The 25,639-nt window shown below is 66.0% G+C and carries 26 protein-coding genes; 5 read left to right on the forward strand and 21 right to left on the reverse strand.

Annotated elements, in window-relative coordinates; all coding sequences use genetic code 11:
• Window positions 1–71 precede the first annotated feature (71 nt).
• Both AC3A6F_RS18035 and AC3A6F_RS18040 read left to right on the forward strand, forming a co-directional pair.
• The gene (locus tag AC3A6F_RS18035; protein WP_487683103.1) at window positions 72–428 is read left to right on the forward strand and encodes an energy transducer TonB; all 357 of its coding nucleotides are present in this window, start codon (window positions 72–74) and stop codon (window positions 426–428) included.
• A gap of 32 nt (window positions 429–460) precedes the next feature.
• The gene (locus tag AC3A6F_RS18040) at window positions 461–802 is read left to right on the forward strand and encodes an energy transducer TonB (RefSeq protein WP_487683105.1); all 342 of its coding nucleotides are present in this window, start codon (window positions 461–463) and stop codon (window positions 800–802) included.
• 72 nt (window positions 803–874) lie between these two features.
• Here the strand turns inward: AC3A6F_RS18040 and AC3A6F_RS18045 are convergent, their stop codons facing one another.
• On the reverse strand, window positions 875–1,525 hold the full coding sequence (locus tag AC3A6F_RS18045; RefSeq protein ID WP_487683107.1) for a 3-oxoacid CoA-transferase subunit B: 651 nt from the start codon (window positions 1,523–1,525) through the stop codon (window positions 875–877).
• Window positions 1,526–1,549: 24 nt separating this feature from the next.
• The gene (locus tag AC3A6F_RS18050; protein ID WP_487683109.1) at window positions 1,550–2,245 is read right to left on the reverse strand and encodes a CoA transferase subunit A; all 696 of its coding nucleotides are present in this window, start codon (window positions 2,243–2,245) and stop codon (window positions 1,550–1,552) included.
• A 165-nt stretch (window positions 2,246–2,410) separates the two neighbouring features.
• Between AC3A6F_RS18050 and AC3A6F_RS18055 the strand changes: the two genes are divergently transcribed.
• Window positions 2,411–2,971 carry a LuxR C-terminal-related transcriptional regulator gene (locus AC3A6F_RS18055; RefSeq protein ID WP_487683111.1) on the forward strand — a complete coding sequence of 187 codons (561 nt, stop codon included), beginning with the start codon at window positions 2,411–2,413 and terminating at the stop codon, window positions 2,969–2,971.
• Here AC3A6F_RS18055 and AC3A6F_RS18060 read toward each other — a convergent pair.
• The 18 genes from AC3A6F_RS18060 to AC3A6F_RS18145 all read right to left on the reverse strand — a co-directional run bounded on the left by AC3A6F_RS18060 (window position 2,968) and on the right by AC3A6F_RS18145 (window position 22,302).
• The gene (locus tag AC3A6F_RS18060) at window positions 2,968–3,291 is read right to left on the reverse strand and encodes a superinfection immunity protein (protein ID WP_487683113.1); all 324 of its coding nucleotides are present in this window, start codon (window positions 3,289–3,291) and stop codon (window positions 2,968–2,970) included. The genes AC3A6F_RS18055 and AC3A6F_RS18060 overlap by 4 nt on opposite strands.
• A 13-nt stretch (window positions 3,292–3,304) precedes the next feature.
• On the reverse strand, window positions 3,305–4,759 hold the full coding sequence (locus AC3A6F_RS18065; RefSeq protein ID WP_487683115.1) for a GNVR domain-containing protein: 1,455 nt from the start codon (window positions 4,757–4,759) through the stop codon (window positions 3,305–3,307).
• 162 nt (window positions 4,760–4,921) lie between these two features.
• Window positions 4,922–6,436, reverse strand: coding sequence for a lipopolysaccharide biosynthesis protein (locus tag AC3A6F_RS18070; protein ID WP_487683117.1), 1,515 nt, complete (start codon window positions 6,434–6,436; stop codon window positions 4,922–4,924).
• A 22-nt stretch (window positions 6,437–6,458) separates the two neighbouring features.
• The gene (locus tag AC3A6F_RS18075) at window positions 6,459–7,604 is read right to left on the reverse strand and encodes a glycosyltransferase (protein ID WP_487683119.1); all 1,146 of its coding nucleotides are present in this window, start codon (window positions 7,602–7,604) and stop codon (window positions 6,459–6,461) included.
• A complete protein-coding gene (locus AC3A6F_RS18080; protein ID WP_487683121.1) occupies window positions 7,588–8,703 on the reverse strand; it encodes a glycosyltransferase family 4 protein in 1,116 nt (371 codons plus the stop codon). Before AC3A6F_RS18080 ends, AC3A6F_RS18075 begins: the two co-directional genes overlap by 17 nt.
• Window positions 8,700–10,265 (reverse strand): O-antigen ligase family protein, encoded by a 1,566-nt coding sequence (locus AC3A6F_RS18085; protein ID WP_487683123.1) that lies wholly within the window; start codon window positions 10,263–10,265, stop codon window positions 8,700–8,702. Before AC3A6F_RS18085 ends, AC3A6F_RS18080 begins: the two co-directional genes overlap by 4 nt.
• 23 nt (window positions 10,266–10,288) lie before the next feature.
• The gene (locus tag AC3A6F_RS18090; protein WP_487683125.1) at window positions 10,289–11,992 is read right to left on the reverse strand and encodes a glucosamine inositolphosphorylceramide transferase family protein; all 1,704 of its coding nucleotides are present in this window, start codon (window positions 11,990–11,992) and stop codon (window positions 10,289–10,291) included.
• Complete coding sequence (locus AC3A6F_RS18095) at window positions 11,971–12,867, reverse strand: hypothetical protein (RefSeq protein WP_320472490.1); 897 nt, start codon at window positions 12,865–12,867, stop codon at window positions 11,971–11,973. Before AC3A6F_RS18095 ends, AC3A6F_RS18090 begins: the two co-directional genes overlap by 22 nt.
• Complete coding sequence (locus AC3A6F_RS18100) at window positions 12,867–14,048, reverse strand: Gfo/Idh/MocA family protein (protein WP_487683127.1); 1,182 nt, start codon at window positions 14,046–14,048, stop codon at window positions 12,867–12,869. The genes AC3A6F_RS18095 and AC3A6F_RS18100 overlap by 1 nt, the downstream gene beginning before the upstream one ends.
• Complete coding sequence (locus tag AC3A6F_RS18105) at window positions 14,035–15,072, reverse strand: DUF354 domain-containing protein (protein ID WP_487683129.1); 1,038 nt, start codon at window positions 15,070–15,072, stop codon at window positions 14,035–14,037. Before AC3A6F_RS18105 ends, AC3A6F_RS18100 begins: the two co-directional genes overlap by 14 nt.
• Before the next feature lie 29 nt (window positions 15,073–15,101).
• On the reverse strand, window positions 15,102–16,229 hold the full coding sequence (locus tag AC3A6F_RS18110; protein ID WP_487683131.1) for a glycosyltransferase family 4 protein: 1,128 nt from the start codon (window positions 16,227–16,229) through the stop codon (window positions 15,102–15,104).
• Between the two features lie 35 nt (window positions 16,230–16,264).
• Window positions 16,265–16,489: a hypothetical protein gene (locus AC3A6F_RS18115; protein ID WP_487683133.1), complete on the reverse strand. Its 225-nt coding sequence runs from the start codon at window positions 16,487–16,489 to the stop codon at window positions 16,265–16,267.
• Window positions 16,477–17,529 carry a GNAT family N-acetyltransferase gene (locus AC3A6F_RS18120; RefSeq protein ID WP_487683135.1) on the reverse strand — a complete coding sequence of 351 codons (1,053 nt, stop codon included), beginning with the start codon at window positions 17,527–17,529 and terminating at the stop codon, window positions 16,477–16,479. The genes AC3A6F_RS18115 and AC3A6F_RS18120 overlap by 13 nt, the downstream gene beginning before the upstream one ends.
• 32 nt (window positions 17,530–17,561) lie before the next feature.
• Window positions 17,562–18,794, reverse strand: coding sequence for a GNAT family N-acetyltransferase (locus tag AC3A6F_RS18125; RefSeq protein WP_487683137.1), 1,233 nt, complete (start codon window positions 18,792–18,794; stop codon window positions 17,562–17,564).
• 400 nt (window positions 18,795–19,194) lie between these two features.
• On the reverse strand, window positions 19,195–20,400 hold the full coding sequence (locus AC3A6F_RS18130; protein WP_487683139.1) for a hypothetical protein: 1,206 nt from the start codon (window positions 20,398–20,400) through the stop codon (window positions 19,195–19,197).
• Window positions 20,401–20,754: 354 nt separating this feature from the next.
• On the reverse strand, window positions 20,755–20,943 hold the full coding sequence (locus AC3A6F_RS18135) for a hypothetical protein (protein ID WP_487683141.1): 189 nt from the start codon (window positions 20,941–20,943) through the stop codon (window positions 20,755–20,757).
• Window positions 20,944–21,081: 138 nt separating this feature from the next.
• On the reverse strand, window positions 21,082–21,501 hold the full coding sequence (locus tag AC3A6F_RS18140) for an acyl-CoA thioesterase (RefSeq protein ID WP_487683143.1): 420 nt from the start codon (window positions 21,499–21,501) through the stop codon (window positions 21,082–21,084).
• A 24-nt stretch (window positions 21,502–21,525) separates the two neighbouring features.
• Window positions 21,526–22,302, reverse strand: a complete 777-nt coding sequence (locus AC3A6F_RS18145) for an SDR family oxidoreductase (RefSeq protein ID WP_123069242.1) — start codon at window positions 22,300–22,302, stop codon at window positions 21,526–21,528.
• Between the two features lie 206 nt (window positions 22,303–22,508).
• Between AC3A6F_RS18145 and AC3A6F_RS18150 the strand changes: the two genes are divergently transcribed.
• Together AC3A6F_RS18150 and AC3A6F_RS18155 are read left to right on the forward strand one after the other, a co-directional pair.
• Complete coding sequence (locus tag AC3A6F_RS18150) at window positions 22,509–24,185, forward strand: electron transfer flavoprotein-ubiquinone oxidoreductase (RefSeq protein WP_320472499.1); 1,677 nt, start codon at window positions 22,509–22,511, stop codon at window positions 24,183–24,185.
• A gap of 148 nt (window positions 24,186–24,333) precedes the next feature.
• On the forward strand, window positions 24,334–24,729 hold the full coding sequence (locus AC3A6F_RS18155; RefSeq protein ID WP_487683145.1) for a hypothetical protein: 396 nt from the start codon (window positions 24,334–24,336) through the stop codon (window positions 24,727–24,729).
• A gap of 48 nt (window positions 24,730–24,777) precedes the next feature.
• Here AC3A6F_RS18155 and AC3A6F_RS18160 read toward each other — a convergent pair whose 3' ends face one another.
• Entirely contained in the window at window positions 24,778–25,608 is an 831-nt protein-coding gene (locus AC3A6F_RS18160) for a transporter substrate-binding domain-containing protein (protein WP_487683147.1), read from the reverse strand.
• Window positions 25,609–25,639: the final 31 nt, after the last annotated feature.

Here is a 25,639-nt window from a genome sequence, read left to right on the forward strand (position 1 = left end):
AGGAGTGCACCCCATCCCTTCCAGGCCGGTCTGGAAAACATCGCGTAGCTATCCTGGGGCTGGGACTGGCGATGGGACTGACAACGACGATCCTGGCCGGCTGCGTCGGGACGGCGCCGGTCAATCCTTTCACTGACATGCCGGACAGCGTGACCACCGAGCCGGTCGCGAATTTCAAGTCTTGCCGCAAGCCGGAGTACTCTGCACAAGCGCTGGCCGCCAAGGTCGAAGGCACCGTCACCCTCGCCTTCCTGGTCAGGGCCGACGGCACGGTGCGCGAAGCGGTGGTGCGCAAGACCAGCGGCAATGCTTCGCTGGACGAGGCGGCGCGCGCGGCGCTCGCCAAATGCCGGTTCCAGCCGGGCACGGTGAATGGTGCGTCGAAGGAGCAATGGACTGAGCTGAAATACACGTGGGTGCCGGAATGATGCGGGTGATTCGCCTGCTTGCGGCTGCAGGCATGTCCGCGGCTGTCCTGGCCGGCTGTGCGCAGTCGCCCTCACGCCAAGCCGCCACGCCGGCCGACGCAGCGCAGGCGGCCGGGAACCATGCTTCCTGCAGCAGGCCGGTCTATCCGGAACAGGCGAAGGCAAACAAGGTCGAGGGGACCACGATCCTTGGCATGCTGATCGGGCCAGACGGCAAGGTCATCGAGTCGCGCCTGCAAGCCTCGAGCGGTGATGCATCGCTCGACGAAGCGGCCCGCAGCGCCCTCTCGGCCTGCACATTCAAACCCGCAATGCGTGAGGGGAAACCGGTGCGTGCCTGGACTTCCGTGCACTACGTCTGGAAGATGGATTAAGTATCGTTGGGCAGGCTGCAATGACAAAGGGCGCTGGTCACCAGCGCCCTTTGTCGTTCGGAAACGCGGCGACTACAGCGCCGACGTATCCAGTTCGCAGCCGGTCGCCGCCACGATTTCGTCACAGCTCACGCCCGGCGCCAGCTCGACCACCTTCAGGCCGGTGTCGGTCACGTCGATCACGCCGAGGTCGGTAATGATGCGGTCGACCACGCCCACCCCGGTCAGCGGCAAGTCGCATTTTTTCAGGATCTTGTGGCTGGTGCTGCCATCTTTGGCGGTCGCGACGTGTTCCATGACGACCACCACGCGCTTGACGCCGGCCACCAGGTCCATCGCGCCGCCCATGCCCTTCACCATCTTGCCTGGAATCATCCAGTTGGCCAGGTCGCCGTGTTCCGACACCTGCATTGCCCCCAGGATCGCCAGGTTGATCTTGCCGCCGCGAATCATGCCGAAGGAATCGGCCGAACTGACGTAGGCCGAGCCAGGCAGCGCCGTCACGGTCTGCTTGCCGGCGTTGATCAGGTCGGCGTCGACTTCTTGTTCGGTCGGGAATGGGCCGATGCCCAGCAGGCCGTTCTCGGACTGCAGGAACACCTCGATATCCTTGGGTACATAGTTGGCGACCAGGGTCGGCAAGCCGATGCCCAGGTTCACATAGAAGCCGTCCTGCAGCTCCCCGGCCGCGCGCGCGGCCATTTCATCACGAGTCCATGCCATGTTCTTGTCTCCGAATGTGGGTGATCAGGCGCGTACGGTGCGCTGTTCGATGCGTTTCTCGGGCGTCGGATTGTGGACGATGCGGTGCACGAAGATGCTGGCCAGGTGCACCTGGTCCGGATCGATCTCGCCGATCTCGACCAGCTGTTCGACTTCCACGATGCAGACCTTGCCGGCCATGGCCACGTTCGGATTGAAGTTGCGGGCAGTCTTGCGGAACACCAGGTTACCGGCGCGGTCGGCCATATGGGCCTTGACCAGCGACACGTCCGGGAACAGCGCGTGCTCCATCACGTAGTGCTCGCCGTTGAACTCACGGGTTTCTTTTCCTTCCGCGACGATGGTGCCGTAGCCGGTCTTGGTGAAGAAAGCCGGGATCCCGGCGCCGCCGGCGCGCAGCTTCTCGGCCAGCGTGCCCTGCGGGGTGAATTCGAGTTCGAGTTCGCCAGCCAGGAACTGGCGCGCGAATTCCTTGTTTTCGCCCACGTAGGACGAGATCATCTTCTTGATCTGGCGCGTTTCCAGCAACTGCCCTAGGCCGAAACCGTCCACCCCGGCGTTGTTGGAAATGGCGGTGAGGTTCTTGGCGCCCGAATCGCGCAGTGCCGCGATCAGGGCTTCCGGAATGCCGCACAGGCCGAAGCCGCCCACGGCGATGGTCTGGCCGTCTTGAACGATGCCGGCCAGAGCCGAGCGCGCGTCAGGATAAACTTTATTCATACCCGTCCCTTTTATAGGTTAAGCCAAAGCTCTTGTGTACTACTGAGTAGACTCTCAGCATAGAATATGTGACAACGAAGCACAATACCGTAGAACTACGGCCGCATCCGTGGCCCACCTTCACACATACCACCGCGAATGAACATAGCAGTCGATCTACCTCACATGAATCCGCCTTGTGCAATCGATTACGAGATGATTTTCCAGCACGCGCCGGTCGGTATGTGCGTCTCGGTCGACCGGGTGATCCAGACCTGCAACGGCGCACTGGCGGCGATGTTCGGTTATGCCAATGAAAAATTGCAGGGGCAATCGTTCAGCGTACTCTATCCGACCATGGACGAGTTCCTGCGCACGGGCGATCGCATCATCCCCATCATGAACGCGAAAGGACGCTATTCGGATGAGCGCATCATGCGCCGCGCCAACGGCGAACTGTTCTGGTGCCATGTGACCGGGCGCGCGCTCGATCCGGCCCAGCCCCTGGGCGCCGGGGTCTGGACCTTCGAGGACGTCAGCGAAAAACGCCCGGTGACGGCGCAACTGACCCCGCGCGAGCGTGAGATCGCAGCGCTGCTGGTGGAAGGAAAGACGAGCAAGATGATCGCACGCGATACGGCCCTGAGCCCGCGCACGGTGGAAATGCACCGGGCCAGCCTGATGCGCAAATTTGCGGCATCGACTTCGTCGGAGCTGGTGCACAAGCTGGTGGGTGTGCGAGGCTAGCAGTCCCGTCCGTGCTTGGTAAATACGACGGCGCCGTCACCGGTGGCCATGGAGGGCCGATGGTCGGCAGTCGCGGGCATGAGGTTGGTCCGCCGCGTCAGCACGAAGGCCAGGGCCGCGACCCAGGCCGCCCCGGTCCAGCCCAGCAGCGCGCACCACAGGAACACCCGGTCGGCATGGGGATAGTCGCGCTTCATGGCGATCACACCTGGCAGCAGCAATAGATAGACCGTGATCCCCAGCAGCACGAGGACGATGCGCACGAGGCATAATGCGCTGGCGGCCAGCAGGACGATCCCGATACGCGCGATCCGTTTCATGCGGCCTCCGGGGTCAGGCGGGCAGCTGCTGGCGCAGCCGCTCACGCAAGGTCAGGAAGAAGGCTCCGCCGATGCCCAGGAACAGGCCAAGCACGACGGAGAGAGCAACGATCAGCTTGCGCGAACCGGCCGGCTTCATTGGGACGACCGCCTCGTCGACGATCCTGACGTTGCTGGAGCGGTCTCCGGCATCGACGTCGAGTTCCTCGGTCCGGCGCAGCACCGCATTGTACAGGTCGGTCTCGGCCTTCAGGTCGCGCACGCGCCGCTCGAGCTCGGTCGCCACGGCGGGCAGGCGTCCGGCCTCTGCCTCGAGGCCGGCGATCTCCTGGCGCGCGCCGTCGAGCTGCCGGTCCAGTGCCAGCAGTTCCGGATGCCGGTCGCCGAAGCGCACGCCGAGCTCGGCGCGCCTGCGCTGCAGCTGGGCCAGTTGCTCGCGGGTCGCGGACAGCCGGCCGAGCGCCAGGCGCGTATCTTCGGCGACGTCGGCGGCGCCGTGCTGGCGGCGGTAGGATTCGTAGCGCTCCTCGGCGGCGGCGACGCGCTGGCGCAGCGCGGGAAGACGCGCGCGCAGTACGTCCATCGAACCGGTCGACTCGCTCGCTTTTTCGCTGCGCACATGCTCCATATAGACATTGCCGATCTCGTTGAGGATGGCCGTGATCCGGCGCGGTTCGGCGCCCTGGAGCCTCACGCTGAGGACACCGGTATCCTTGCCGAGCTCGGCAACGTCCAGCGCGGCCCCGATCTCGTCGATCACGGCCGGGACCGAGCGCCGCGCCAGCAGGTAGGCGGTGCCGGGGGCGCCCTCCAGTGCGTCGACCGTCAGGCGCACGCTGCCGCCGCCCTGCGCCGCCACCAGCGGCGTGCCGACCCGGCCGACGACGGCGCGCTGGCCGTCCCCGGCGCGCAGGCTGTAGCGCTCGCGGTCGAGGCGCGTGACATGGAGTGGCTGGTCGAGCAGGTCTGGGGGCACCGCCAGCTCGCTCACGCGGATGCGCTCGCCGCCCCAGGCATAGCCGCCGTAGGGCGCCGGCGCCATGTCGTGGCGCGTATTCCAGCGCGCCAGCGCCGTGCCGATCAGCGGGAAGTAGCGCGGCTCGGCCACCAGGTCGAGCCGCAGGCGCGTCGCGGCCGCGCCGATGACCGCACGCGAGCGCAGCAGTTCGGCTTCGGCCATGGCGCGCTTGTACGCCATGCCCGGTGTGGTATAGCCGAGCAGCGTGCGCGGTTCGGACGAGCGCATGTCGGTCACGTGGATCAGCAGGTTGGCCGTATAGGACGGTGGCCGCGCCAGCGAATACAGGGTGCCCAGGGCCGCCACCGACAAGGTCACCAGCACGATGAACAGCCGGTGGCGCACCATCACCCCGACATGTTCCGTTAGCCTGAACGGCGCCAGCGCGGGGCCCGGATCGAACCTGTCCAATGGCGTCGCTTCCGGTGTCAGGATCTCGTTCTTGCCCATGCTGTTCCCTCGGTTGGACCGGCGCAGCGCACTGCTGCGCGGCTGTTTAAAAGCCTATCCCGACAGGCCTTGACTGACGTGGCGCGTGAAGGCAAGCGTGCCATCTCTACCCTAACGGGATGAACACATTACTTGCTGAGCTAAATCAAGGCGATCGGTAACTCAGCAAGCAGTATTTGTGCTCGAAGCGGCTCCAGCCGACGCTGAAGCAGGTTCAGGGTTCATCTGCGCTCCCGGACCGCCCACCGGCGCGCACAGGCGGCGCAGCTCTCCCAGGCCGCCGCAGGCGGCAAACAGCGCCAGCGCCGCGACGGCGTACACACCCAGCTTGCCCCCCAGGGCGCGCCACGGATCGGCGCCGAACGCCGGCGCGCACCATTCGGCCAGCAGGACTCCCGCCACGCAGGCGCCCAGCACCATCCCCGCCAGCCGCAGCGGAAACATCGCCCGCCATGGCCGGCCCAGCACCCTCCCCACGGCGCGCGCATTGGCGAGTTCGCACAGCAGGAAGGCGGCCACGCTGCCGAGCGCCGCCCCGGCCAGGCCGAACCAGTGCACGCCGGCCAGGCTCAGGGCGACCGACAGCGCCAGCCCCGCAAGATTGATCCGCAGCGCCAGCCGGCCCATGTCGAGCGCCGGCATCGCGAAGCCCACCGCCACCGACTGCAGCACGACGAGCAGCAGGTACAGGCGCATCACCGGAACCGCCGCCAGATAGCGTTCGGTGTACACCAGCGCCACGACCTCGGGCGCCAACAGGAATAGCGCGCAGGCCAGGGGCGCCAGCAGCAGCGTCGCCGCCCCGCTCCCCTTGAGCAGCAGCGCATGCACTTCGGCGCGGGCGCCGCTGGCGTAGGCGCGGTTCAGGTGCGGGAGCATGGCGCTGTTGATCGGCTGGCGGATCAGCGTGGCGACCGGCAGCACCACGGCGCCGATGGTGAACGCGGCAAAGACGTGCTGGGGCAGGACCGACGCGGCGATCCAGCCGTCGGCCTGGGCCCGCATCGCGAACAGGCTGCCGCCCGCGGCGAACGGCAGCGCATAGCGCAGTTGCGCCAGCAGACTCGCCGGCTCGCAGCGCAGGCGCGCGCCGCCAGGCCGGGTCAGGAAATAGGCCGCCAGCACCGCCAGGCGCAGCGTGGCGTCGAGCACCAGCGCCGCCACCACCCAGGCGATATCGTGCGACAGGACCGCGGCCAGGGCGACCAGCGCGGTGCGCAGCAGGGCGAGCGCCAGCTCGGTGCTGCAATGCCACAGGATGCGCCCCTCGGCGATTGCCAGCGTGGTCATGATCGTCAGCACCACCGACAGGCCCAGGTATAGCGCCGACAAGCCGTGGGTCGCCCGATGCAGCGCGTGCGACAGGTCGCCCGCGAGGGGACTGACCGGACTCACGAGGAAGGCCACGACCAGGCCCATGCAGGCCAGCCAGGCGGCGGCGTTGCCGATCACCGTCAGTTGCCGGCCGCCGGCGCGCGGGAGGAAGTAGTACAGCGCCTGCGGCATGAAGGCCGGCGCCAGCGCCAGCGCGGTGCCCAGCATCAAGGTCAGGTAGCGGTACTGGCCGAAGGTGTCAATGTCGAGCTGGCGCACCAGGATCACGGGCAGCAGGAACTGCAGGGCGAATTCGACCATGCCGCCGGCGGTCAGGAACGCCGCCGACCGGCTCAATCCCATGGCGGGTCGGGCGCGTCGCATGTCAGTGGCGCACCAGGTCACTGAGTTCGCGTACGTAGGCGTCCACCATCCGCGTCAGCGAGAATTCGCTGATCACCTTGCGCAGGCTGGCGGCGCCGAACGCGCTCCGGCAGCCGGGATCGGCCATGCGCAGGATGCGGTCGGACAGCGCGGCCACGTCGGCCTTGGGATACAGGTAGCCATTGCTCGAGTGCTCGACCTGCTCCGAGGCGCCGCCCACGTCGGCCATGATCAGGGGCTTGCCCAGGGCCATCGCCTCGAGCGCCGCGATCGAAAACGTCTCGTTATGCGAGGGCACCACGATCACGTCGCACGAGGCAATGGCGAGCCGCACGTCGGCCAGCACGCCCGTAATCGCCACCTCGCCCGTCAGGCGCAGGCGCTCGATGGTGGACTCGATCGCCGGCCGCATCGGCCCGTCCCCGATCATCAGGCACTTGGCGCAGGTGCCGGCCGCGCGCGCCATGTGGAGCGCGCGCAGCAGGTCTTGATGTCCCTTCTCCTGACGCAGTATCCCGCAGATGCCGACCACGTAGTCGTGGCCCGCGAAGCCGTTCAGGCGCCGGAAAGCGCCGATCTGCGCCGGCCCGAAGTCGTTCCTGAAGCGGCCCAGGTCTACGCCGTTGTGCACCACCTGCGAGCTGCGCGCCCGCACCCGCTGGGTTTCCCAGTACGAGCGCTGGTTCTTGCAGACAAACACCAGCAGGTCGGACATCCACATCAGGGGCCGATACATGTGCATTTGCAGCCACGCGCGCCGCGTGAACGGCTCGGTCGAATGCAGGATCTCGACCACGCGCAGTCGTCGCCGCGACAGCAGCCGCACCGCCCATGCATAGATCAGCGGATACGGGTTGGCGCAGACGATGATGTCGACCTCGCGCTCTGCCGCGTAGTCGGACAGCCGGCGCGCCGCGCCCAGGTCGAGCTTGTTGCGGGCGTTGAGGCAGAAGGCCGACACCCGGCACTGCTCGTCGTCGAAGGCGCCGGGGATCTCGGCCTCGTCCTTGAGATAGACCAGCGACACCGAGAAGCGGCGCCGGTCGAGCGCCTGGGCCAGTGTCACCGCATGGGTTTCGGCCCCGCCGACGCTGGCGGACACGACCAGGAACATCACATGCAGCGGGCGTTCAGTTGCTTGTTCCATGGCAGAGCTCCTCGAGTCCATCCAGATAGGGGCCGAGCACGTCCTGCTCGGCATAATGCCGCTCCATGTAGGCGCGGCAGCGCGCGCTGCGCGCAAGCCAGTCGGCGCCGCCCGCGGCCAGGGCGGCGACCTGCTCCGCCATGTCGTCCAGCGTGGTGGCCGCATGGCCGAGTCCTTCGCGGGCGATCACGCCGTCGGGGTCGAAGAAAGCGACCGTGGGCGTGCCGTGGATCCAGGCTTGCAGGTAGGAGTTGGGGAAGCCTTCGCTGTCCGAGGTATTGACGAACACCCGCGCCGCCGCGTAGCGTCCGGCCATCCGGTGATAGGGCACACGGCCGCTGAAGGACAGGTTGGGCAACTGCGCGGCCTGCGCCGCGATGCCGGCATACAGTTCGGCGGCGCCCGGCTGCTCTCCGCCGATCATGCAGAAACGCAGGCGCGGCAGGCGGCGCGCCAGCTCGAGCAGCAGGTCGGGACGCTTGAACTGGCGCAGGTTATTCACCCACAGCACGTCGATATCGCGTTCCACCGGCCCCGCCGCCGCCTGCACCAGCATGCGCGCGACCGTGCTGTGGCGCCGGTAGTTCTGCAGCATGGCGTCGCGCTGGTGCTGCGTCTGGACCAGCACCAGGTGCGTCCGCCGCAAGCCGTATTCGTACAGCTTGCGGTCGCGCCGGTACTTGATCAGGAGCGCGTCCGGCACGCAGTCGCTGTCGTGCGCGACCCGAAACACCAGCTTGCGGCCGTGAAGGCGGCAGAACAGCGCCGCCAGCCCCAGCTGCATGCCGGCGCAGCTCAGGTAGTAAACGTCCGCATCGGCGCGCCGCAGGGCGCGCCAGGCCTTGATCCAGCGTGGGTACACGAAGCGCAGGACCGGCAATCCGGCCGTCTGGCGGAACGCGCGGTGGGTGACGATGCCAGACCAGCTGCGGCGGTCGGCCTGGCCGTAGTCGTACACCACCATGCTCACCTCGAAGCCGCGCCGCACCAGTGCCTGGGCCAGCAGCGTCTGCTGGACCTGCTCGCCGCCGATCCCGTGCATATTGAATTCTTCGGCCAGCACCGGCAGGTTGTCCATGCCGACGAAACAGACTTTCATAACGCCTCCCCCACAGCAGGCCGGCCGCGCGCCGGGACGCGTGGCGCAGCCAAAGGCTGCGCGCTCGGAGGCTGCGCGTCTGCCGATTGCGCGCGGGCCAGGGTCCCGACCGCCGCGCCGTAGCACAGCCAGAAATACACATGCGTAAACGCCGGCATGAAGCTGTCGTCGGTCAGACCCTGGACCAGCAGCAGCAGGATGCAGGCCGCGCCACCAATGAAAAACCCGGTCAGCGCGCCCTGGCCGAGCCGGGTGGCCTGGCGCGCCGCGCGCCGCAGCAGTCGCCACGCATGGGCGAAGAACAGCGCGGTCAGCACGCTGCCGGCGATGCCGACGTCGAGCAGCGAGGCCAGGTAGGCGCTGTGCGGATGGCTCACCGGCAGGATCGTGCGCGCCTGCGCCGCCTGCGACCACAGGATCGATCCATGCCCGGCGCCCAGGATCGGGTGGTCGAGTATTTCGGGCGCGAGCGGCAGCCAGATGGCATCGATCCGGCCCGAGCTGAGAAAGTCGAGATCGCCGCCGCCGATGCCATGCAGCGCCCGCTGCGCCAGGGAATCGGACGACAGCGCCACGGCCAGCGCCAGCGCGACCAGCACCCACAGCGGCCAGCCGCGGCCGCGCGCGGTCGCCAGCGCATACAGGATGACCACCGCCAGCCCGAGGAAGGCGCCGCGCGAGAAGGTCATCAGGACGCCCCCCATCAGCGCCAGGCAGGCCAGCGCCAGCGCGGCCCGGGCCGTTAACCGCCGCGCCGTCCCGAGGGCGCAGATCGCCAGCGCGAGCGCCATGTTGAGCAGCAGGCCGAGTTCGTTCGCATGCAGGCCCAGCACCGACAGCGAGCGGCGCGATTCCTGCTGCGCCAGGTCGGCGCCGGCGCTGGCGCCGTGCAGCGCGAACAGGCAGACCAGCACCGCCAGCAGCACCGCCGACGACAGCACCGGGAGCAGCAGCCAGCGCGGGTCGCGCACGTTCGCCGCCAGCAGGCCCACGATCGCACAGCCGGCGATGACCAGGGCCGGGGCGAACAGGCTTACCCTCAGGTAGCCCAGCGGCGTCGTCTCGCGCACCACCTCGAGCACCTTGAAATACTCTGGAATGGCGCTCGCCGACCGGGCGCCGTTGAGGGCGGCGAACACGAACACGGCGACATAGGCCAGGAAGACCGGCCGCCAGCGGGGATAACGGATGCGCCAGGGATCGAGCGCATGGCCGCAGGCAACCGACACCAGGGCGAGCAGCATCACCAGGCCGACGATGCGCTGGCCGGACACGCCGGCCACGCCTTCGGACAGGAACCAGGTCGGCACATAGGGCAGCAGGAAGGCCACCGCCACGGCCAGCACCCGGAAATCGCGCATGCCGAGCAGCGCCACCACGCCGGCGCCGAGGACGGCGGCGGCGCGCGGGCCGCCGAGGAGCTCGCACGCCAGGCCCACCGCCAGCGCCGCACCCAGGCAGGCCAGGTACACGGGCGCCGATCCGGCGGGCCGCGCCGCGGCGGACGCCGACAGCGCTGGCGACAGCGGCCGTAACAGTGGTGGCAAGGTCGGATCGTTCATCGGTTCCTCGTCGGGTCGGGCCCTCAGGGAGCGAAGCAATGGGTCTTGAAATCGACCACGGTCACGTTGCCGTCCGACGAGATATGGTGGCTGCCGAGCGAGCGCTGCAGGTAATCGTGCCGGATATCGGTGACCTTGCGCTCCGAATACCTGCTCTCGTCGAGTTCGGTGATCTCGTACAGGGCCAGGCCTTCGCCGTACTGGTCGAATCCCTGGCGCTGGGCGGCGCGGTAGATGCGGCCTTCGTCCACGATCAGGCCGGCATTGCGCCCCATGTCGGTATCGATGTAGAGCGGGTTCATGGGGTGCGGCGTCCATGTTCCGCCGAGCGGATCGGGCGCATGGAACAGGCACAGCTCGGAACAATGGTCGTTCAGGCCCGAGCGGTCGATACTGGTGAGCAGCCACCAGCGTCCGCGGTGCTCGAAGAACATCGAGTCGGCGGCCGAAATGCCGTCGATGGCGACCGAATCGAGCGACCAGCGCAGCGGGAACTCGTCGCATTTGTAGATGCGGATCTGGTTGCTCTCGGAAGTCTCCGGGCACATATAGAGATGGCCCCCGTATTCGAACAGGAAGGGAAACGACAGGTGAAAGCCCTCCTGCAGCGCCACGCCGAGGCATTTGACGTCGGCCTTGGTGATCTCGAGTACCGAGATATGGGCGCGGTTGGCGGCGTAGACATAATCTTCGACGAAGCAGTAAACCCTTCCGCCGTGGACCCGCAGGAAGGGATCGGCCCAGAAATGCCCGTCTGGCGCCGTCACCGGCACGCCGCGCCACAAGGCGGCGTTGCGCCACCCGGAACGGGTCACCGACAGCGTCCATTTGTGACGGATGCCGAGCATGCGCCGCGCGCCGCGCATGCCGAGCCGCCCGGCCAGCTTGAACGCGTACAGCAGCGCGTGCAGGCTGCCAGGCGGCGCCAGGCAGCAGCCCGAGTAGGGGACCGGATCGCGCGCGGCCGGCAGCCTGCGCGTCGCGGCCACGTCGCCCAGCAGCCTGCGCAGCTGGGCATGCGCCTTGCAGAACAGGTGCGCCTGGTTGAGCAGGAAGGCGTACTTGGTGCGGAACGCCCCCTCGACCAGGACCTGGCCCGCCTCCCCTGCCCGGCCCAGGCGGACGATGGCGAATCCGGTCTTGCGTGCGCGATGATAGGTTTCCCAGAACCCGATGGGCGCGCTGCCGGTGATCTGGTCGCGCCGGTAGTCGATGCCGATGGCGCCGAGGCGCGCGGCGCGGCCCAGGCGCTCGTCGCAGGTGACGCCATCGCAGCACACCAGCAGGTCGAGTTCCAGGCCAGCCAGCTCCATGTGCGAGATCGCAGGCAGCGCAGGGTCGGGCGCCGCGGCGAACCCTGCGGCGGGCGGCGCCACGCTGCGCACCGGCACTCCGCGCGCGGCGGCCAGGGCTGCCATGTCGACCACGGCCAGGTGCGCGCGGTGCGCCTCGTAATGGCGCAGGAGTTGACGCTCGATGGCCATCACGCCGGCGAACAGCAGCGGTGTCCGCGGCGCCGTCTGCGGCGCTGTCTGCACCTGGGCCGCGGAGCCGCGCTTGCGCCCGGCCCGGCCCGGCGGCGCCGCATCGGTCACCAGCACCAGCGCCAGCTCGAGGTCACGGCTTTCCGCCAGCCAGTCGCACAGCTCGGCCACATAGCCGTCGCTCGCGCGCGCCTCGAGCAGCAGGCCGACGCGCAGCGGCATCACTGCACCCGCACGCTGCATGGCTCGCCCCTTCCCAGCGCCGTGTAGTGGTCGATCAGGTATTTGGTATGGCGCACCTTGCCCAGGCTGGAGGCGCCGAACACGATCGATTCGATGCGCGGCTGGCCGCAGACGTACTCGATCGCCTCCGCGGCCGGGATCGCACCGGAAGCGAATACCGACATCGCCACCGCGCGGAACTTGCGCGTGGCGACGGTTTCCTCGTAGGCCGGCAAGCCGCCGCACATCCGGAAGCCGATCTTGTTGACGTTGGCGCAGACGATCGGGTTGTCGATGCCCACGGTGTCGAGTGCCTCGAGCAGCCGGGGCAGGTTCATGGTGATGAACCCCGGTTCGGCCCCGTAGCGTTCGCGCACATGGTCGTGGAAGGTGCGCAGCGCGTCGTGGAAGCCCAGGCCCAGCGCCAGGTCGGTGACCACGTTCTGCAGGAAGATGACCGGTGTCGGGATCGCCACGAACATCTTCATCTCGGCGTCGATGAGGCGCCGGATCAGGGCGTCGACGTCGCGCCGCGCCACCGCGATGCCGCTCTTGACCGCCGCCGTCAGCGGCGATTCATCCGGCAGGAACTTGCGGACCGCCTCGATGATGCCCACTTCGGACACCGCGTTGGCATATTTGTGCGCGTAAGGCATGCAGGGATAGATCTTCAGCTGGCGGTAGCGCGCCGGCTGCGCGCGGATGGTCTCGCAGATCGCGGCGACCCGCTCGTGGGTGGTGCACATCAGCACCTCGATGCCCTCTTCCAGGACGCCGTCGAGCATCGCCATGACTGCCTCGTTGCTCTGGAACTGCATGCTCTGGGACCGCGCATGCTCGTCCGACATGTGGTTGATGCCGAAGAACTGGTTGTCTCCAAAAAGAATACGGTCCATCAAGGGCTCCCTTTCAATGCCTTCATGATCGTCTCGGGCGAACTCAACACCGCGTCGCGCAGCCTCCCCCAGCGTCCCGGAGCGCCGCGTGCGGTCGCCAGGCCAGTAGCGGCGCCGGCCCCGACGCCGAGGCCGGCGTCGACCGTGCCGGCGGCATCGCGCCGGATCATGTCGGCCACCAGGTCGGTGGCCAGGCCCGCGGCCAGGCCGCAGTGGCTGTCGATCCGGCGCTGCCGGATCGATTCGGCGAAATAATCGATCTGCGCCGAATACTCTTCGCCGCGCAGGTAGAACCACACCGGCCTGGTCAGATCGGTGGTGTAGCGGACGTTCCAGCCTGCCGCCAGGTCGGGACGGGCCGCCACCGGCGTGCGCAGGTGGATGTGCAACTCCTGGCGGCTGGCCTCGATCTTGCCGTTGGTGCCCCACAGCACGAGCGTGGTCGACATCTTGCGATGGCTGTCGTCGCTCCAGTTGGCGGACAGCTGCGCGGTCTGGCCGCCGGCATAAGACAGGTTGGTATATACCTCGTCGTCGGCCGAGGCGGAAAACACGCTGTTGAGGATCGAGCCCGAGACGCCGGCCGGCGCGCCGACCGTGAAATTGAGCAGGTCGATGCCGTGGCTTGCGTAGTCATACAGGCAGCCGCCGCCCTCGTTGCGGCTGCTGCGCCAGGTCGCTCCCTTCGGGCGCAGCACCACCGGGCCGTAGCAGTCGACGCGCGCGTGATGCACGCGCCCGATCGCGTCGACGTCGAGCAGGCGCCGGACCTCCTCGAAGGTGCCCAGGAAGCGGTTGTGGTAGCCGACCTGGGTCACCGCGCCGCGTTCGGCGGCCAGCGCCACCAGTCGCGCGCCCTCTTCGACGTCCAGGCAGAACGGTTTTTCGCAAAACACATCCAGGCCGCGCTCGAGCGCCGCGCGCACCATCCGCGCGTGCAGCCGCGATGGCGTGGCGACCAGCACCGCGTCGAGCCGCTCGCGCTCGAGCATGCGCGCATAGTCGGTGTACGTGGCCACCCTTGTGTAGCGGCCGATGATGTCCAGCAGCCAGGTGGCCGGGTCGCAGACGGCGACCAGCTCCAGGTCGGGGTGGGCGTTGACGATGGCCTGGTGCGACAGGCCCATCTTGCCCAGGCCGGCGATGGCGATGCGGATGGGGGGCGTGTCAGGCGTGTGCATGGGTCACCTCGTGCTTGATCATGTCGTAGGCGGCGCGCCCCTTGGCGAGCAGGCCGGCGTTGGGGCCGGCCCGCTCGCGCGAAGCCAGGTAATCCAGAGCGTCTTGCGCAGTGAGCGCAGGCAGGTGGGCGCAGGCGCCCTCGGCGATCAGGTAGCGGTCGACGTCGAGCAGCGCGTCCTGGTAGACCGAAATGGTGGGCATGCCCAGCACGGCCATCTCGCGCGTCATGGTGCCGCCCGCGCCGATGAACAGGTCGCAGTCGCCGGCCATGGTGTCGATGTCGATCACGCCGGACAGGGTGCGGCAACCCTTGAACGCCGCGCCGGCATAATGCAGGTACTGCTCGCGGGAGCGCGGCAGCACGGTGACGCTGGCCCGGTGCTGCAGCGCGCCGATGACGTCGTCCAGGAAATTGCGCGGCCCCCGGTAATACTGGGCCGTCCAGGGTTCGGGACGCACGAAGATGCGCGGCGGCGCCTGCGGATCGCGCGTGCGCGCCGGCGCCGGCGTCGAGGCCGATCGGCGCTGCGCGTATTCCCACAGGTAGATGCCCTCCTTCACGCCCGGATAGCGCTCCACCTTGGCCAGCGACGCCCCCTGGCGCCTGAGGTTCTGGGCCGTGAGGAATTCTGGCACCATGATCCGGTCGGCGCAGGCGAAGGCGGGCACGTTGCCGGCCGCATGCTCATTGTCGTTCAGGTAGACCGACCGGATTCCCAACAGCCGCGCCACCACCGGCGAGTGGAAAGAGCTCTGCGACACCGCCACCTCGACCCCGCGCCGGCGCAGGAAGCGCACCAGCTGCGCCACTCGGATCGGGAAGCCGAAGGTCTTGCCGATCAGGGAACGGCCATAGTGCACGCCCACCGTCGTGTGCGGGATCCGGTGCATGCGCAGCAGGTCTTCGGTATTGGCCAGCGGACGGCTGGTGACGATGACCTCGTGCGACCGCTGCAGGTCGCGGATCATCGCGCGGAACATATTGATGTGCGGCGAATTGGATAGATCGAACCAGATCTTCATGGATTTTCCCTCGTCAGGCCCGGGCACGGTCAGCCGATTGTCTCGTCGAAGCGCTCGCGCGTCCCGGGCCGGCGCGCCTCCCTGGCCGCCAGTTTCTCGTACAGGTCTTCCAGCGTGGCGATCATCCGCGTGCTGGAGAACTCCGTCCGGACCCGCTCGCGGCCAGAGGCGCCCAGGCGCAGGCGGGCATCCGGGTCGGCCAGCAGGCCGAGCACCGCGTCAGCCAGCGCCGCGGTGTCGCCAGGAGCGACCAGCACGCCCTCCACCCCATCGCGCACCGCCTCCGGGATGCCGCCGACAGCCGTGGCGACGACAGGGGCGCCATGCGCCATCGCCTCAAGTAGACTCATCGGCAAGCCTTCGGCGTGCGACGGCAGCACGAAAATGGTCGCCGTGTCGAGCAGGGCCGCGCGTTCGCGTGCGCCGACCCAGCCGGGCAAGTCGACATTGGCCTGCAGTCCAAGGGCCGCGGCGAGCGCACGCACCTCGTCGCGCTGCCCGTCGCCGCACAGCAGCAGCCGCGCCTGCGGCACGGCGGCGACGATCGTGCGCATCGCGCGCAGCAGGTCGTGGCAGCCCTTGCCCGCCTCGAGATGGCCGAGGAAGATCAGGGTTGCAGGCGCGCGCTCGGGCGCCTCCGGCGCCTCTTTGCGCTGCGGCAGCAGGACCGGGTTGTGCAGGACCACGACACGACCCTGAGCAGAGACGGTGCGCACCCAGGCCTGCAGCTGGCCCGAGACGACGACGACGGTCTGCGCCCGGTCGAAGGCGAAGCGCATCAGCAGGCGCGCCAGCGGGCCGCAGCCGGTGCGGTAGTAGTCCGGGTAGCGCCCCGCGTGCAGGTGCAGCGCCACCGGCACGCGGCACAGATAACCCAGCAGGAAGAAGACATACTTGCGCCAGAAGCTGGCGTTGATGGCCACGTGGATGTGCAGCAGCGCGACCTCGCCCCTGGCCAGGAGACGCAGCGTGGCCAGCAGGGCCTGCGCGAACAGGTGGATCTTGGCCCGTCCCGGCCCGGTGCGATGCGTCGGAAAGTAGACGATGTCGCGCCGAGCGAGTAGCCCCGCGGCCCGGTACACCGCGATGACCGACGCGATGCCGCCGCAGCCATCGACATGGGTTCCGAGCATCACGATTTTCTTTTCACGATTCATGGCTGTCGCTCTCCAGGCATATGCATGCGCTCGTTTCACAGGAAGTGGGAAGCCAGCAGGATCGCGCCGAGCAGGGTCAGGAGCACCGTCTTGGCACGCCGCGTCTCGCGTTCGATGACGGCATCGCGCTCGCTCGCCGCGCGCGGCGCCGGGTGTCCGGGAGCCGGCGCCTCTGCCTCGTCCCACAGCAATGGCAGCTGTTCGGGCGGGCCGGTGCGCTCCCGTTCGGACAGGGGCCGGCCGATATCTAGGATTTCCACGATCGCCTCCAGGACGAAATGCGCTGCTTGGCCTGGCGCCCCCGCCCGCGCACCAGGGTACGGGCATAGGTCGGCAGGCTCGCCATGGCCGACGCCAGCGAGCGGTACACGACGATGCGGTCGAAGTCGCGCTGCTGCCCGAGCAGCCTGCGCTTGTAGTCATAGCGGCCGGAGAGCAGGTGGTATTCGCGCATGCCGCGCCGGATCGACTCGCCAATGCTCATGAAGCAGCACAGCAGGCCGAGCCGGGCCTGGTCGAACCCGGGATCGTGCGCGATCACGTGCATATAGGCATGCCTGCCCACATGGGTGCACGCCACGCCGGCGCGGATACGCCCGCCGCTACGGGCGAACAGGACGCATCCATACGCGCCAAGCATGCTCTGGAGCGTGGCCAGCGAGTCCGCCGTGTGGCTCGGAGATTGTTTCTTGTGCGCCAGGCGCAGGCAGTTCAGTTCGACCAGGGCGGCGATATCGGCCCGGTCGATGGTATCGGGGCCATGGAAGGAAAACGCCAGATCGGGCGCCTGCTGGGCGACCATGCGCTGGGCGCGCCGGATCGCCGCTCGGGTATTCGGTCCGAGGCTGGCAAGATAGGCTTCGGGCGTGCCCGGCAGCGAGATCACGAGGTCTTCGGTGGCGCCGTAGCGCTGGCAGGGAAACGGCAGTGGCAAGGGCGGGGTCTGCACCGCCGGGAAATGGATCAGGTGGACGCCCTGGTGCCGCGCGAACAGGCAGCGCACCATCTGCTCGAGCGCGTCGCCGCCGATGGCGAACAGCTCGCTCAAGACCGTGATCGTGCTCCGTTCGCGACGATACAGCACGCCCGTGACTGGAACGCCGTCGCGTAATGCGACATGGCACGCCACCTCGGCAGCGACCGGTAACGCCGCGCAGCGCGCCTCGGTGCAGAACACGTTCTCGTGGCACGTCTCGAGCAAGGCGCGCAGGGACGGCGGAAAGGGCCGCCTGACGAGCACGGCTGCTTGCGGCGCCGAGCCGATTGCCAGGTCGAGTCGATCGTCGAGTCGATCATTCATTGTTCACCATATCGTCTTGATCTGCAGGGTCGTCATGCATCCGCGTCTTCGCCATTGCGCTGGAAGCACGGCGTGCCGGCTCCCCCCGCCAGCCGGAAGCGCAGGCGCTGCAGACCCTTTTTTGCGTGCCGAAGCGCGGCAATGGAATGGCCCAGCAACCGCTTGTCGGCGCCGTCCTGGGCCTGCACGCCGGCCACCAGAAGCCTGAGATCATGCAGCCGGGAGCGCGCTGCGTTGCGCAACAAGGTGCGCCAACAGACGAGCGCGGCAACTCGAGAACGGTAGATCGTCACGCTGTCGAGCGTCTTGCGACGTGCCAGGAAATGGGACTTCCAGTCGTGATGGCCGCCCATCATCCACAGCTCATGGCCGCCACTAGCAATGGCGTGGAAGATCGTATGCAGGATCACCTGGCGCCCCAGCCGGTGGGCATCGAAGCGTGGGTCGTGGCCGACCAGGTGCAGGAAGTGGCGCGTCCCGACCCTGTAGCAGAGGCTGGCCGCCACGATGCTGTCGTCGATCAGCATGATGCCAAGGTAGCCGTGGCTGCGGGCCAGCCGTACCATGCGGTCGATGTCGGCATTGTGCACGTAGGGCGCGGTATTGCGCGCATCCATCCGCCGATCGGTCAGGTCGACCAGTTCGCGCACATGGCGCGGCGTGACCTGATGCATCGACAACACCTCAAAACGACAGGAAGGAAACTGCGCCGCGCACTTGCGCATGCTGCGCCGCATCAGCTCCCTGGTGCTCTTGCCAAGCTGCCGCATATAGGCGTCTGCACTCGACGGAAGTTCGACCACGTTCTCTTGTAGCTCGGGCAAGACCTGGACGGGGAATGCGAAGGTGGACGGATCGATGCGGGTGTCGAGCGCATAGGCTTCGATGCGCCTTGCCGCCGGGTAGCGGGAAAACACATTGATGGCGAAGCAGGCGAGGTCGCCTGAGCTCAAGGCGACTTGCTGGTTGACGATCCGGACCGTGCCGCAATCGATCCGGAACAGGATCAGCAGGACGATGTCATGCTCGTCGGCGGCGACGAAGGTGTGGATGTCGTCAAGCCGATCGTAGATGCCGATCCGGGTCAGGGTGCAATAGATATTTGCATAGAGACGCTCGAGCGCCGCGTCCGCAAAGTCTGGAAGGACGTGCTCGTAAAAGCGGCTGGAAACGATATGCTTGTCTGCATGGGATGCAAGGGGCGGATTTCCTTCTTGCCAGAAATTGGCGGGAATCGCATGAGCGGTAGTATTTTCGATACCCATTTTATTACCACCCTCCGCATGAAATGAATTTGCATTCAAATTCTATTTTTCTTGCGATCAGACTGGCGTGATTAATATCAAACCATGCATGAGCAGTAAACATTTATCACTGCCGAGTATGGCTTCATCTCGCTCACTGGCTTCGTACCGACAAGTCCATCGAATCGCCCTGCTCTCGCAACCGACGGGAGTCGGCAGAATGGGGCTTTCACAAAATACCTTGATGAAAACTGTAATCCACCCTCCGATTTCTTATGACATTCATTATACTAATTCGAAATTAGTATATTCAACGGCAGCGAATGTGCCATTTAGCGACGCATCCGGCGCGCAACGGCGGCGGCGTCCACAAAAAAAGCCGCCGCATTTTCATGCGGCGGCTCGTGCGCTTGCGACTAGCTTATTTTGCGATTGCAGGCGCCAGGGGCTGGCGCGGGGTGCCGCCGCCACCGATGCTGGTCGGGCTATTGTTGTCGACCACGTTCAGTGCTTTCATGATGCGCTGGATGTCACGCACCCAGGCGGTATTGCCCTGGACCTTCTGGTTCATGTCGAAGCCCCAGTCGCGCTTGAACTCGGCGCGTTTCGAGCCGTCCGGACCGTCTTCGGCGCTGAAGTCGAAACCGGCCGCATAGGTGTCGTCGACGATGTAGGCGCCGTAGTTCTGCAGCGTCCAGGCCAGTTGCTTGGCCGGCGCGGTTTCCAGGCCCAGCGACGTGATCGAGGTGGTGCCGGGAATCGCCAGCAAGGCGCCCATCTTCATTGCGGTATTGCCGTTCTTGCTGGCGCTGCCGTACCAGCCGACCGCATAGCTATCCGAGGTGGTTGCCGGCCAACGCGAGCAAGCGCTGCGCGTCGTGCACTTGAACAGCGCTTCCTTGGCGTACACATTGACTTTCAGCGCATGGCGCGGACCGGTCGTGGTACCTGGACGCAACTCACCCAGGCGAATGCTGCCGCCGATGGCCGACAGGCCCGAGCCGCCATGCGCCCCGGTAATGCCCGAACCATACAGGTCGACATTGGCGAACTTGGCGTATGCCGTGGCTGATCCTCCGGCGGTGCATCGTGCCACCGGCTGGGTTTGCACCAGCGTGCGGCCATCCCTCAGCAGGAACACGGCGGAGCTGTTCTTGTTGGTGTTGGGGATGATGTAGTTGCTGGGCATCGGCACCTGGTACATCAGGCCGCCGGTCGCGGAACAGCGGTTCTTGCCGGTCCAGGCGGCATTGCTGTAGTTGATATTGACCATCGGCGCCGTTGGCTTGAGGATGATTTTTTCATCGTCGATGCCTGGCATGGCTGCCCAGATGTTGTTGGCCGGCTTCGGATTCAGGTTGGCGCGCACGAACCGTGCACCGCTACCGATCGGCATATTCCAGATGCTGTTGCTGGCAAACGGTTGTTTGAGGGGATCGCGTGCACCCGAGGCGACGACGCTTGCCAGCGACTTGTTTCCACTGGGGGCGTCGGTCGGGATTGCGAGCGTGCCGTCGGCGGACTGTCCTTCCGGCGCGGCGTCGGTAACTGGGATATCGGCTGCGGTCGTGGCAGCACTGTCGGGCGCATAATCGGCGGGACGAACTGGAGTTTCTACTTCTGCCAAAGAAACACTTGCAGAGTCAATCGAGGCCGGATCGCCGCCGCCACAGGCGGCGAGTACGGCGAATACAGGAGCAAGCACCATGAGCTTGGCTTTCGGTTGGAATCGCGTGGAATTGTTCACAGAAACTTTCCTAACAATGATGGAATGAGGTCGTTTGAGGATTCCTAAGACCAATAGTTCCGCCATTTAAGTAAAATATTTTCTGCTGGCTATTTCACCAACTCAAATAAACAACGATTTTTACTGCTCAGAAATGGAACAGGGAGCTAGAAATGCGGAACAGCTATTAATTGATGCGCCTTTGGAAACAGAGTTGCTATGCAACATGCTCCCACCACTACAGAATATAGACACTTATCCGCAGCCGTATTCGTCGATGAGCGATAACGAGATATCGAACAATTCAGTGAACGGCGCCATATCGATGGTGGATGGCGTGCACGGCAGTGGCGTGCCTTTGAACGGCTGAGCGCCGCATGGCTGATTGAGATTGGGTGATGGCTGGTCGTGCTTGCTGGCACGCGCTTTATTCGGCGCTGCCACGCCTGCGTGCTCAGGCGCAGCGGGAGCCGGTCGGACGCCATGACGCCCAGGCCGGCAGGGCGTTGGCAGGCGATTACGAACCTGATGAAGATCGAGCGCACGCGACGGTCGAAGACCGTCAGCGCGCTCGCGCTCGGCTCAAGCGGCGGGCAGCCCGGCGCGCAGCGATTCCGGCAACGGCGCCGACTTGCCGAGCTTGAAGTCGACCCACACCACCTTGGCCACGCCGTCGGCGTGCAGGTCGCCCGGTTCGCCGTCCGCCCCGATCAGGCGAATCTCGTGCGACACCTCGACGCTCGAGCGTCCCGGCGGCGCCACGAAGGTGCGCACCTCGATCTCGCCCGGATAGGTCAGTTGCTTGAGGAAATTCATCGAGGCATTGACGATCACCGGTCCTTCGGCGCGCGAATCGGGCAGGCCGCCCACCTGTTCCAGCCAGGCGATGCGGGCCGACTCAATGTAGCGGAAATAATTCGTGTTATTGACATGCCCCATGGCGTCCATATCGCCCCAGCGAATCGGCATGCGCATGGTGTGAACCCACTTCTTGCTACTCATTCCAGGTCTCTGCTTCCAAAAAAATTACTGCGCCGTCATCCCGTCATCGGCCGTGATGATGGCGCCATTGATGAAATGGGCTTCTTCCGCCGCCAGCAGCAGCAGCAGGCCGTCGAGGTCTTCGGGCTTGCCCGGCCGCTTGCGCGGCAACATCTCGATCAGCTTGCGGCCCGGCTCGGTGTCGAAATAATCCTCGTTCGAATCGGTGGCGATGTAGCCGGGACAAATTGCATTGACGTTGATCCCATATTTGCCCCACTCCACCGCCATCGCCTTGGTCATCTGCACCACGCCGGCCTTGCTCATGCAATACACGCCGATCTGCGGCAACACGCGCAGGCCCGCGACCGAGGCGATGTTGACGATGCGATGCTGCTTGCGCGGATCGCCCTTGGCGCGCGCGATCATGCGCTTGGCCGTCTGCTGGGCCATGAAGAAAGCGCCGCGCAGATTGGTGTCCATGATATAGCCATAGTCGTCTTCGCCGACATCCAGCAAACGCTGGGTGGTCGAGACGCCGGAGTTGTTGACCAGGATGTCGATCGGCCCGGCCTCGGTCTCGGCGTGCGCGATCGCCGCCTTGATGCTGCCCAGGTCGGTCACGTCGAGGCGCACAACGTGCGCCGCCCCGCCGTCGGCCTCGATCTCGGCGCGCAATTCCTTCAGGCGCTCGACCCGGCGCGAGGCCAGGACGACCTGGGCCCCGGCCCCGGCCAGCGCCTTCGCGAAGCGCGCGCCGAGTCCGCTGGACGCGCCGGTGACCATTGCAATCTTCCCTTCGAAATTGACTTCAATTCCCACGTCCCGCTCCCCAATGCTGTCGTGCTGGCCACGAACCTGCCCCGGCAGGTTCTGATTGCGAAAGCATAATGATCCCACAAATGTCCAGTATTAGATTGCCTCATCTAATATTGCCTTTACAATGGCGCGCAAGTTGCATTCAACAGCAAAAACCCGCACACTCGTGCTATTTTCAAGATTGCCTCATTAAGAGCACACTGACAACCATGACAGAGACAACCAACCTCCTCGAACAATACGGACCGCGCGAAGCCATGGAATACGACGTCGTGATCGTCGGCGGCGGCCCTGCCGGCCTGTCCGCGGCGATCCGGCTCAAGCAGCTGGCTGCGGAAAAAGGCCAGGAAGTATCGGTCTGCGTATTGGAGAAAGGCGGCGAGCTTGGCGCACACATCCTGTCCGGCGCGGTGATGGATCCGCGTGCCCTGAACGAGCTGATTCCTGACTGGAAAGAAAAAGGCGCGCCGCTGAACACGCAGGTCACCGAAGACCGCGTCATGTTCCTGACCGAGACCAAGTCGTTCTCGACGCCCGTGTTCGCCATTCCGCCCGCGCTCAAGAACCACGGCAACTACATCGTCTCGCTCGCCAACGTCGTGCGCTGGCTGGGCCAGCAGGCCGAAAGCCTGGGCGTGGAAATCTTCCCGGGCTTCCCTGCCGCCGAAATCCTGTACAACGAGGATGGCTCGGTCAAGGGCGTGGCCACCGGCAATATGGGCGTCAACCGCGAAGGCGAGCCTGGCGCGGACTTCCAGCTCGGCATGGAGCTGCATGCCAAGTACACCTTCTTCGCCGAAGGTTCGCGCGGCCACCTCGGCCGCCAGCTGATGGCGAAGTATGACCTGAACAAGGGCAAGGATCCGCAGACCTACGGCATCGGCATCAAGGAGCTGTGGGAGATCGACCCGGCCAAGCACCAGCCGGGCCTGGTGATCCACACGGCCGGCTGGCCGCTGCCGAACGACACTTACGGCGGTTCCTTCCTGTACCACCTGGAAAACAACCTGGTCGCGGTCGGCTATGTGGTGGGGCTGGGCTACCAGAACCCTTATCTGTCGCCGTACGAGGAATTCCAGCGCTACAAGACCCACCCGGATATCCGCGGCTTCTTCGAAGGCGGCAAGCGCATTTCGTATGGCGCGCGCGCAATTACCGCTGGGGGTCTGCAATCCTTGCCGAAGACCGTCTTCCCGGGCGGCTGCCTGATCGGCTGCGATGCCGGCTTCCTGAACACCAGCCGCATCAAGGGCAGCCACGCCGCGCTCAAGACCGGCATGCTGGCCGCCGAAGCCGCCTTCGCGGCGCTGGGCGAAGGCCGCTCGGCCGACGAGCTCGTCGCCTTCCCGGCCGCCTTCGAGAAATCGTGGCTGCACGAAGAGCTGCACATCGCGCGCAACTTCAAGCCGTGGATGAGCAAGGGCCTGGTGCTGGGCACGATCATGACCGGCATTGACCAGATCGTGTTCCGTGGCAAGGCGCCCTGGACGCTGCACCACCAGCACGCCGACCACGAATGCCTGAAGCCGGCGTCGCACTACAAGCCGATCGCCTATCCCAAGCCGGACGGCAAGCTGACCTTCGACAAGCTGTCGTCGGTGTTCATCTCGAACACCAACCACCGCGAGGACGAGCCGGTCCACCTGACGCTCAAGAACCCGAGCGTGCCGGTCGACGTCAACCTGGCCAAGTATGCCGGTCCGGAACAGCGTTACTGTCCGGCCGGGGTGTACGAGTTCGTCAAGCGCGAGGATGGCGGCGACCGCCTGCAGATCAATGCCCAGAACTGCGTGCACTGCAAGACCTGCGACATCAAGGATCCGACCCAGAACATCGTCTGGGTCACGCCGGAAGGCGGCGGCGGCCCCAACTATCCGAACATGTAAGGAGTCCAATTTCGGCGTCCCGCTGACCTCCCGATTTACTGCTGACTTTGTCTGATAAATCCTACGAAGTCTCCACCAATTCTCTGATTGGCGAGGTCCGCTATCGGCGTAGCATGGGTCTTCCAGACACCAGTGCAAGGAAACGAACATGGGTGAACACAAAGGACACAGCGATAAAGCGCCGAACTACCCCGAGCTGGACGAGAAGGGATCGGCAGCAAGCCGCGCCGGGCAGAATGCCGGCAATCAACAGAGTGCCGGGAAGCAGCAAGACGCCGGCCAGCAGTCAGACAGCAGTATCAAGCAACAAGGTAACCAGCAAGCTCAGAAGCAAGATCCGCAACAGCGTAGCGGTAATCAGCAAAGCGCCGGCGGACAACGGCAGCACCAGCAACACGGCGGCCAGAATGCCTCGGGCGGAACCCCGGCTCTGGACGACCTGAACGCCGACCACGACAGCCGTCACCGTGGGTCGCTGGGCAACGTGTCCCGGCAGATGGACCAGACGAACGACTGGAACGGCAAGCAGGACAAGAACCGTTGACGTGGCATCGACCACGCATGGCGCGGCCCGCAGTAGGGGCCGCGCCTTTTAATTGGTCCCGGCCTGGCGCGTGACGCTGCTGGCGTCGAGGCCGAACCACTTGAGGGACAGCCGGCGCAGCGTGCCGTCGGCGCGCGCTCCAACGAGGATCTTGTCGACCGCCGCCTTGAATCGCGGGTTGCCCTTGCGAATGGCGATGCCAATGCGCGCATCCCTGCCAACGTGTGGCCCGGCCTTGACCGGCAGTTCCGAATGCTTCAGCAGGTAGCTCACCATCAGGCTGTCGTCGAGCGAGGCATCGATGCGGCCGAAGGCGAGGTCTTGCAGATTCTCGGGCACGGCTGGATAACTCCTGACCTCGATCCCCTTCACCTGCCTGGCCTGCTGCTCGAACACGCTGCCCTGGCGCACGCCCAGCTTGCGGCCCTTGAGGTCGTCCAGGCTGCGGTAGGTGGCGCGCTCGTTCTTGCGCACGATGAGCTGGAAGCTCGAGTAGGTATAGGGCACCGAAAAATCGAAGGCCTGCTCGCGCTCGGGTGTGATGATCACCTGGCTGATGGCGGCATCGACCTTCCCTGCGGATACGGCCGGCAGGATGGCGTTCCATTCGGTGAACACGAACTGCGGCTTGAGTTTCAGCCCGGCGGCGACCAGGCGCGCGACCTCGACGTCGTAGCCAGTCAGGTGGCCGGTTTTCGGATCCTTGAAATTGAAGGGCGGATAGGTACCTTCGACGGCGATGCGCAGGACGCCGCGGGCCCTGGCTTCGTTCATCAGGTCGGCGCCGTGCGCAAGCGGCAGGAGCATGGCGACACAGGCCGCCGCCACTCCCGCCGCCATGCCCCGGCGCCGCCGCTCCTTCGTTACTACCTCAACCATCGACTTTTATCCCGCACCACGGTCAAAGGCA

The organism is Massilia sp. Soil_C_3, assembly GCF_057657035.1.

Excerpts from the sequence above, each read along its gene's own strand:
- AC3A6F_RS18035 (WP_487683103.1), top strand. The coding sequence starts at position 72 with ATGGGACTGACAACGACGATCCTGGCCGGCTGCGTCGGGACGGCGCCG.
- AC3A6F_RS18040 (WP_487683105.1), top strand. The coding sequence starts at position 461 with ATGTCCGCGGCTGTCCTGGCCGGCTGTGCGCAGTCGCCCTCACGCCAA.
- AC3A6F_RS18045 (WP_487683107.1), bottom strand. The coding sequence starts at position 1,525 with ATGGCATGGACTCGTGATGAAATGGCCGCGCGCGCGGCCGGGGAGCTG.
- AC3A6F_RS18050 (WP_487683109.1), bottom strand. The coding sequence starts at position 2,245 with ATGAATAAAGTTTATCCTGACGCGCGCTCGGCTCTGGCCGGCATCGTT.
- AC3A6F_RS18055 (WP_487683111.1), top strand. The coding sequence starts at position 2,411 with ATGAATCCGCCTTGTGCAATCGATTACGAGATGATTTTCCAGCACGCG.
- AC3A6F_RS18060 (WP_487683113.1), bottom strand. The coding sequence starts at position 3,291 with ATGAAACGGATCGCGCGTATCGGGATCGTCCTGCTGGCCGCCAGCGCA.
- AC3A6F_RS18065 (WP_487683115.1), bottom strand. The coding sequence starts at position 4,759 with ATGGGCAAGAACGAGATCCTGACACCGGAAGCGACGCCATTGGACAGG.
- AC3A6F_RS18070 (WP_487683117.1), bottom strand. The coding sequence starts at position 6,436 with ATGGGATTGAGCCGGTCGGCGGCGTTCCTGACCGCCGGCGGCATGGTC.
- AC3A6F_RS18075 (WP_487683119.1), bottom strand. The coding sequence starts at position 7,604 with ATGGAACAAGCAACTGAACGCCCGCTGCATGTGATGTTCCTGGTCGTG.
- AC3A6F_RS18080 (WP_487683121.1), bottom strand. The coding sequence starts at position 8,703 with ATGAAAGTCTGTTTCGTCGGCATGGACAACCTGCCGGTGCTGGCCGAA.
- AC3A6F_RS18085 (WP_487683123.1), bottom strand. The coding sequence starts at position 10,265 with ATGAACGATCCGACCTTGCCACCACTGTTACGGCCGCTGTCGCCAGCG.
- AC3A6F_RS18090 (WP_487683125.1), bottom strand. The coding sequence starts at position 11,992 with ATGCAGCGTGCGGGTGCAGTGATGCCGCTGCGCGTCGGCCTGCTGCTC.
- AC3A6F_RS18095 (WP_320472490.1), bottom strand. The coding sequence starts at position 12,867 with ATGGACCGTATTCTTTTTGGAGACAACCAGTTCTTCGGCATCAACCAC.
- AC3A6F_RS18100 (WP_487683127.1), bottom strand. The coding sequence starts at position 14,048 with ATGCACACGCCTGACACGCCCCCCATCCGCATCGCCATCGCCGGCCTG.
- AC3A6F_RS18105 (WP_487683129.1), bottom strand. The coding sequence starts at position 15,072 with ATGAAGATCTGGTTCGATCTATCCAATTCGCCGCACATCAATATGTTC.
- AC3A6F_RS18110 (WP_487683131.1), bottom strand. The coding sequence starts at position 16,229 with ATGAATCGTGAAAAGAAAATCGTGATGCTCGGAACCCATGTCGATGGC.
- AC3A6F_RS18120 (WP_487683135.1), bottom strand. The coding sequence starts at position 17,529 with ATGAATGATCGACTCGACGATCGACTCGACCTGGCAATCGGCTCGGCG.
- AC3A6F_RS18125 (WP_487683137.1), bottom strand. The coding sequence starts at position 18,794 with ATGGGTATCGAAAATACTACCGCTCATGCGATTCCCGCCAATTTCTGG.
- AC3A6F_RS18140 (WP_487683143.1), bottom strand. The coding sequence starts at position 21,501 with ATGAGTAGCAAGAAGTGGGTTCACACCATGCGCATGCCGATTCGCTGG.
- AC3A6F_RS18150 (WP_320472499.1), top strand. The coding sequence starts at position 22,509 with ATGACAGAGACAACCAACCTCCTCGAACAATACGGACCGCGCGAAGCC.
- AC3A6F_RS18155 (WP_487683145.1), top strand. The coding sequence starts at position 24,334 with ATGGGTGAACACAAAGGACACAGCGATAAAGCGCCGAACTACCCCGAG.
- AC3A6F_RS18160 (WP_487683147.1), bottom strand. The coding sequence starts at position 25,608 with ATGGTTGAGGTAGTAACGAAGGAGCGGCGGCGCCGGGGCATGGCGGCG.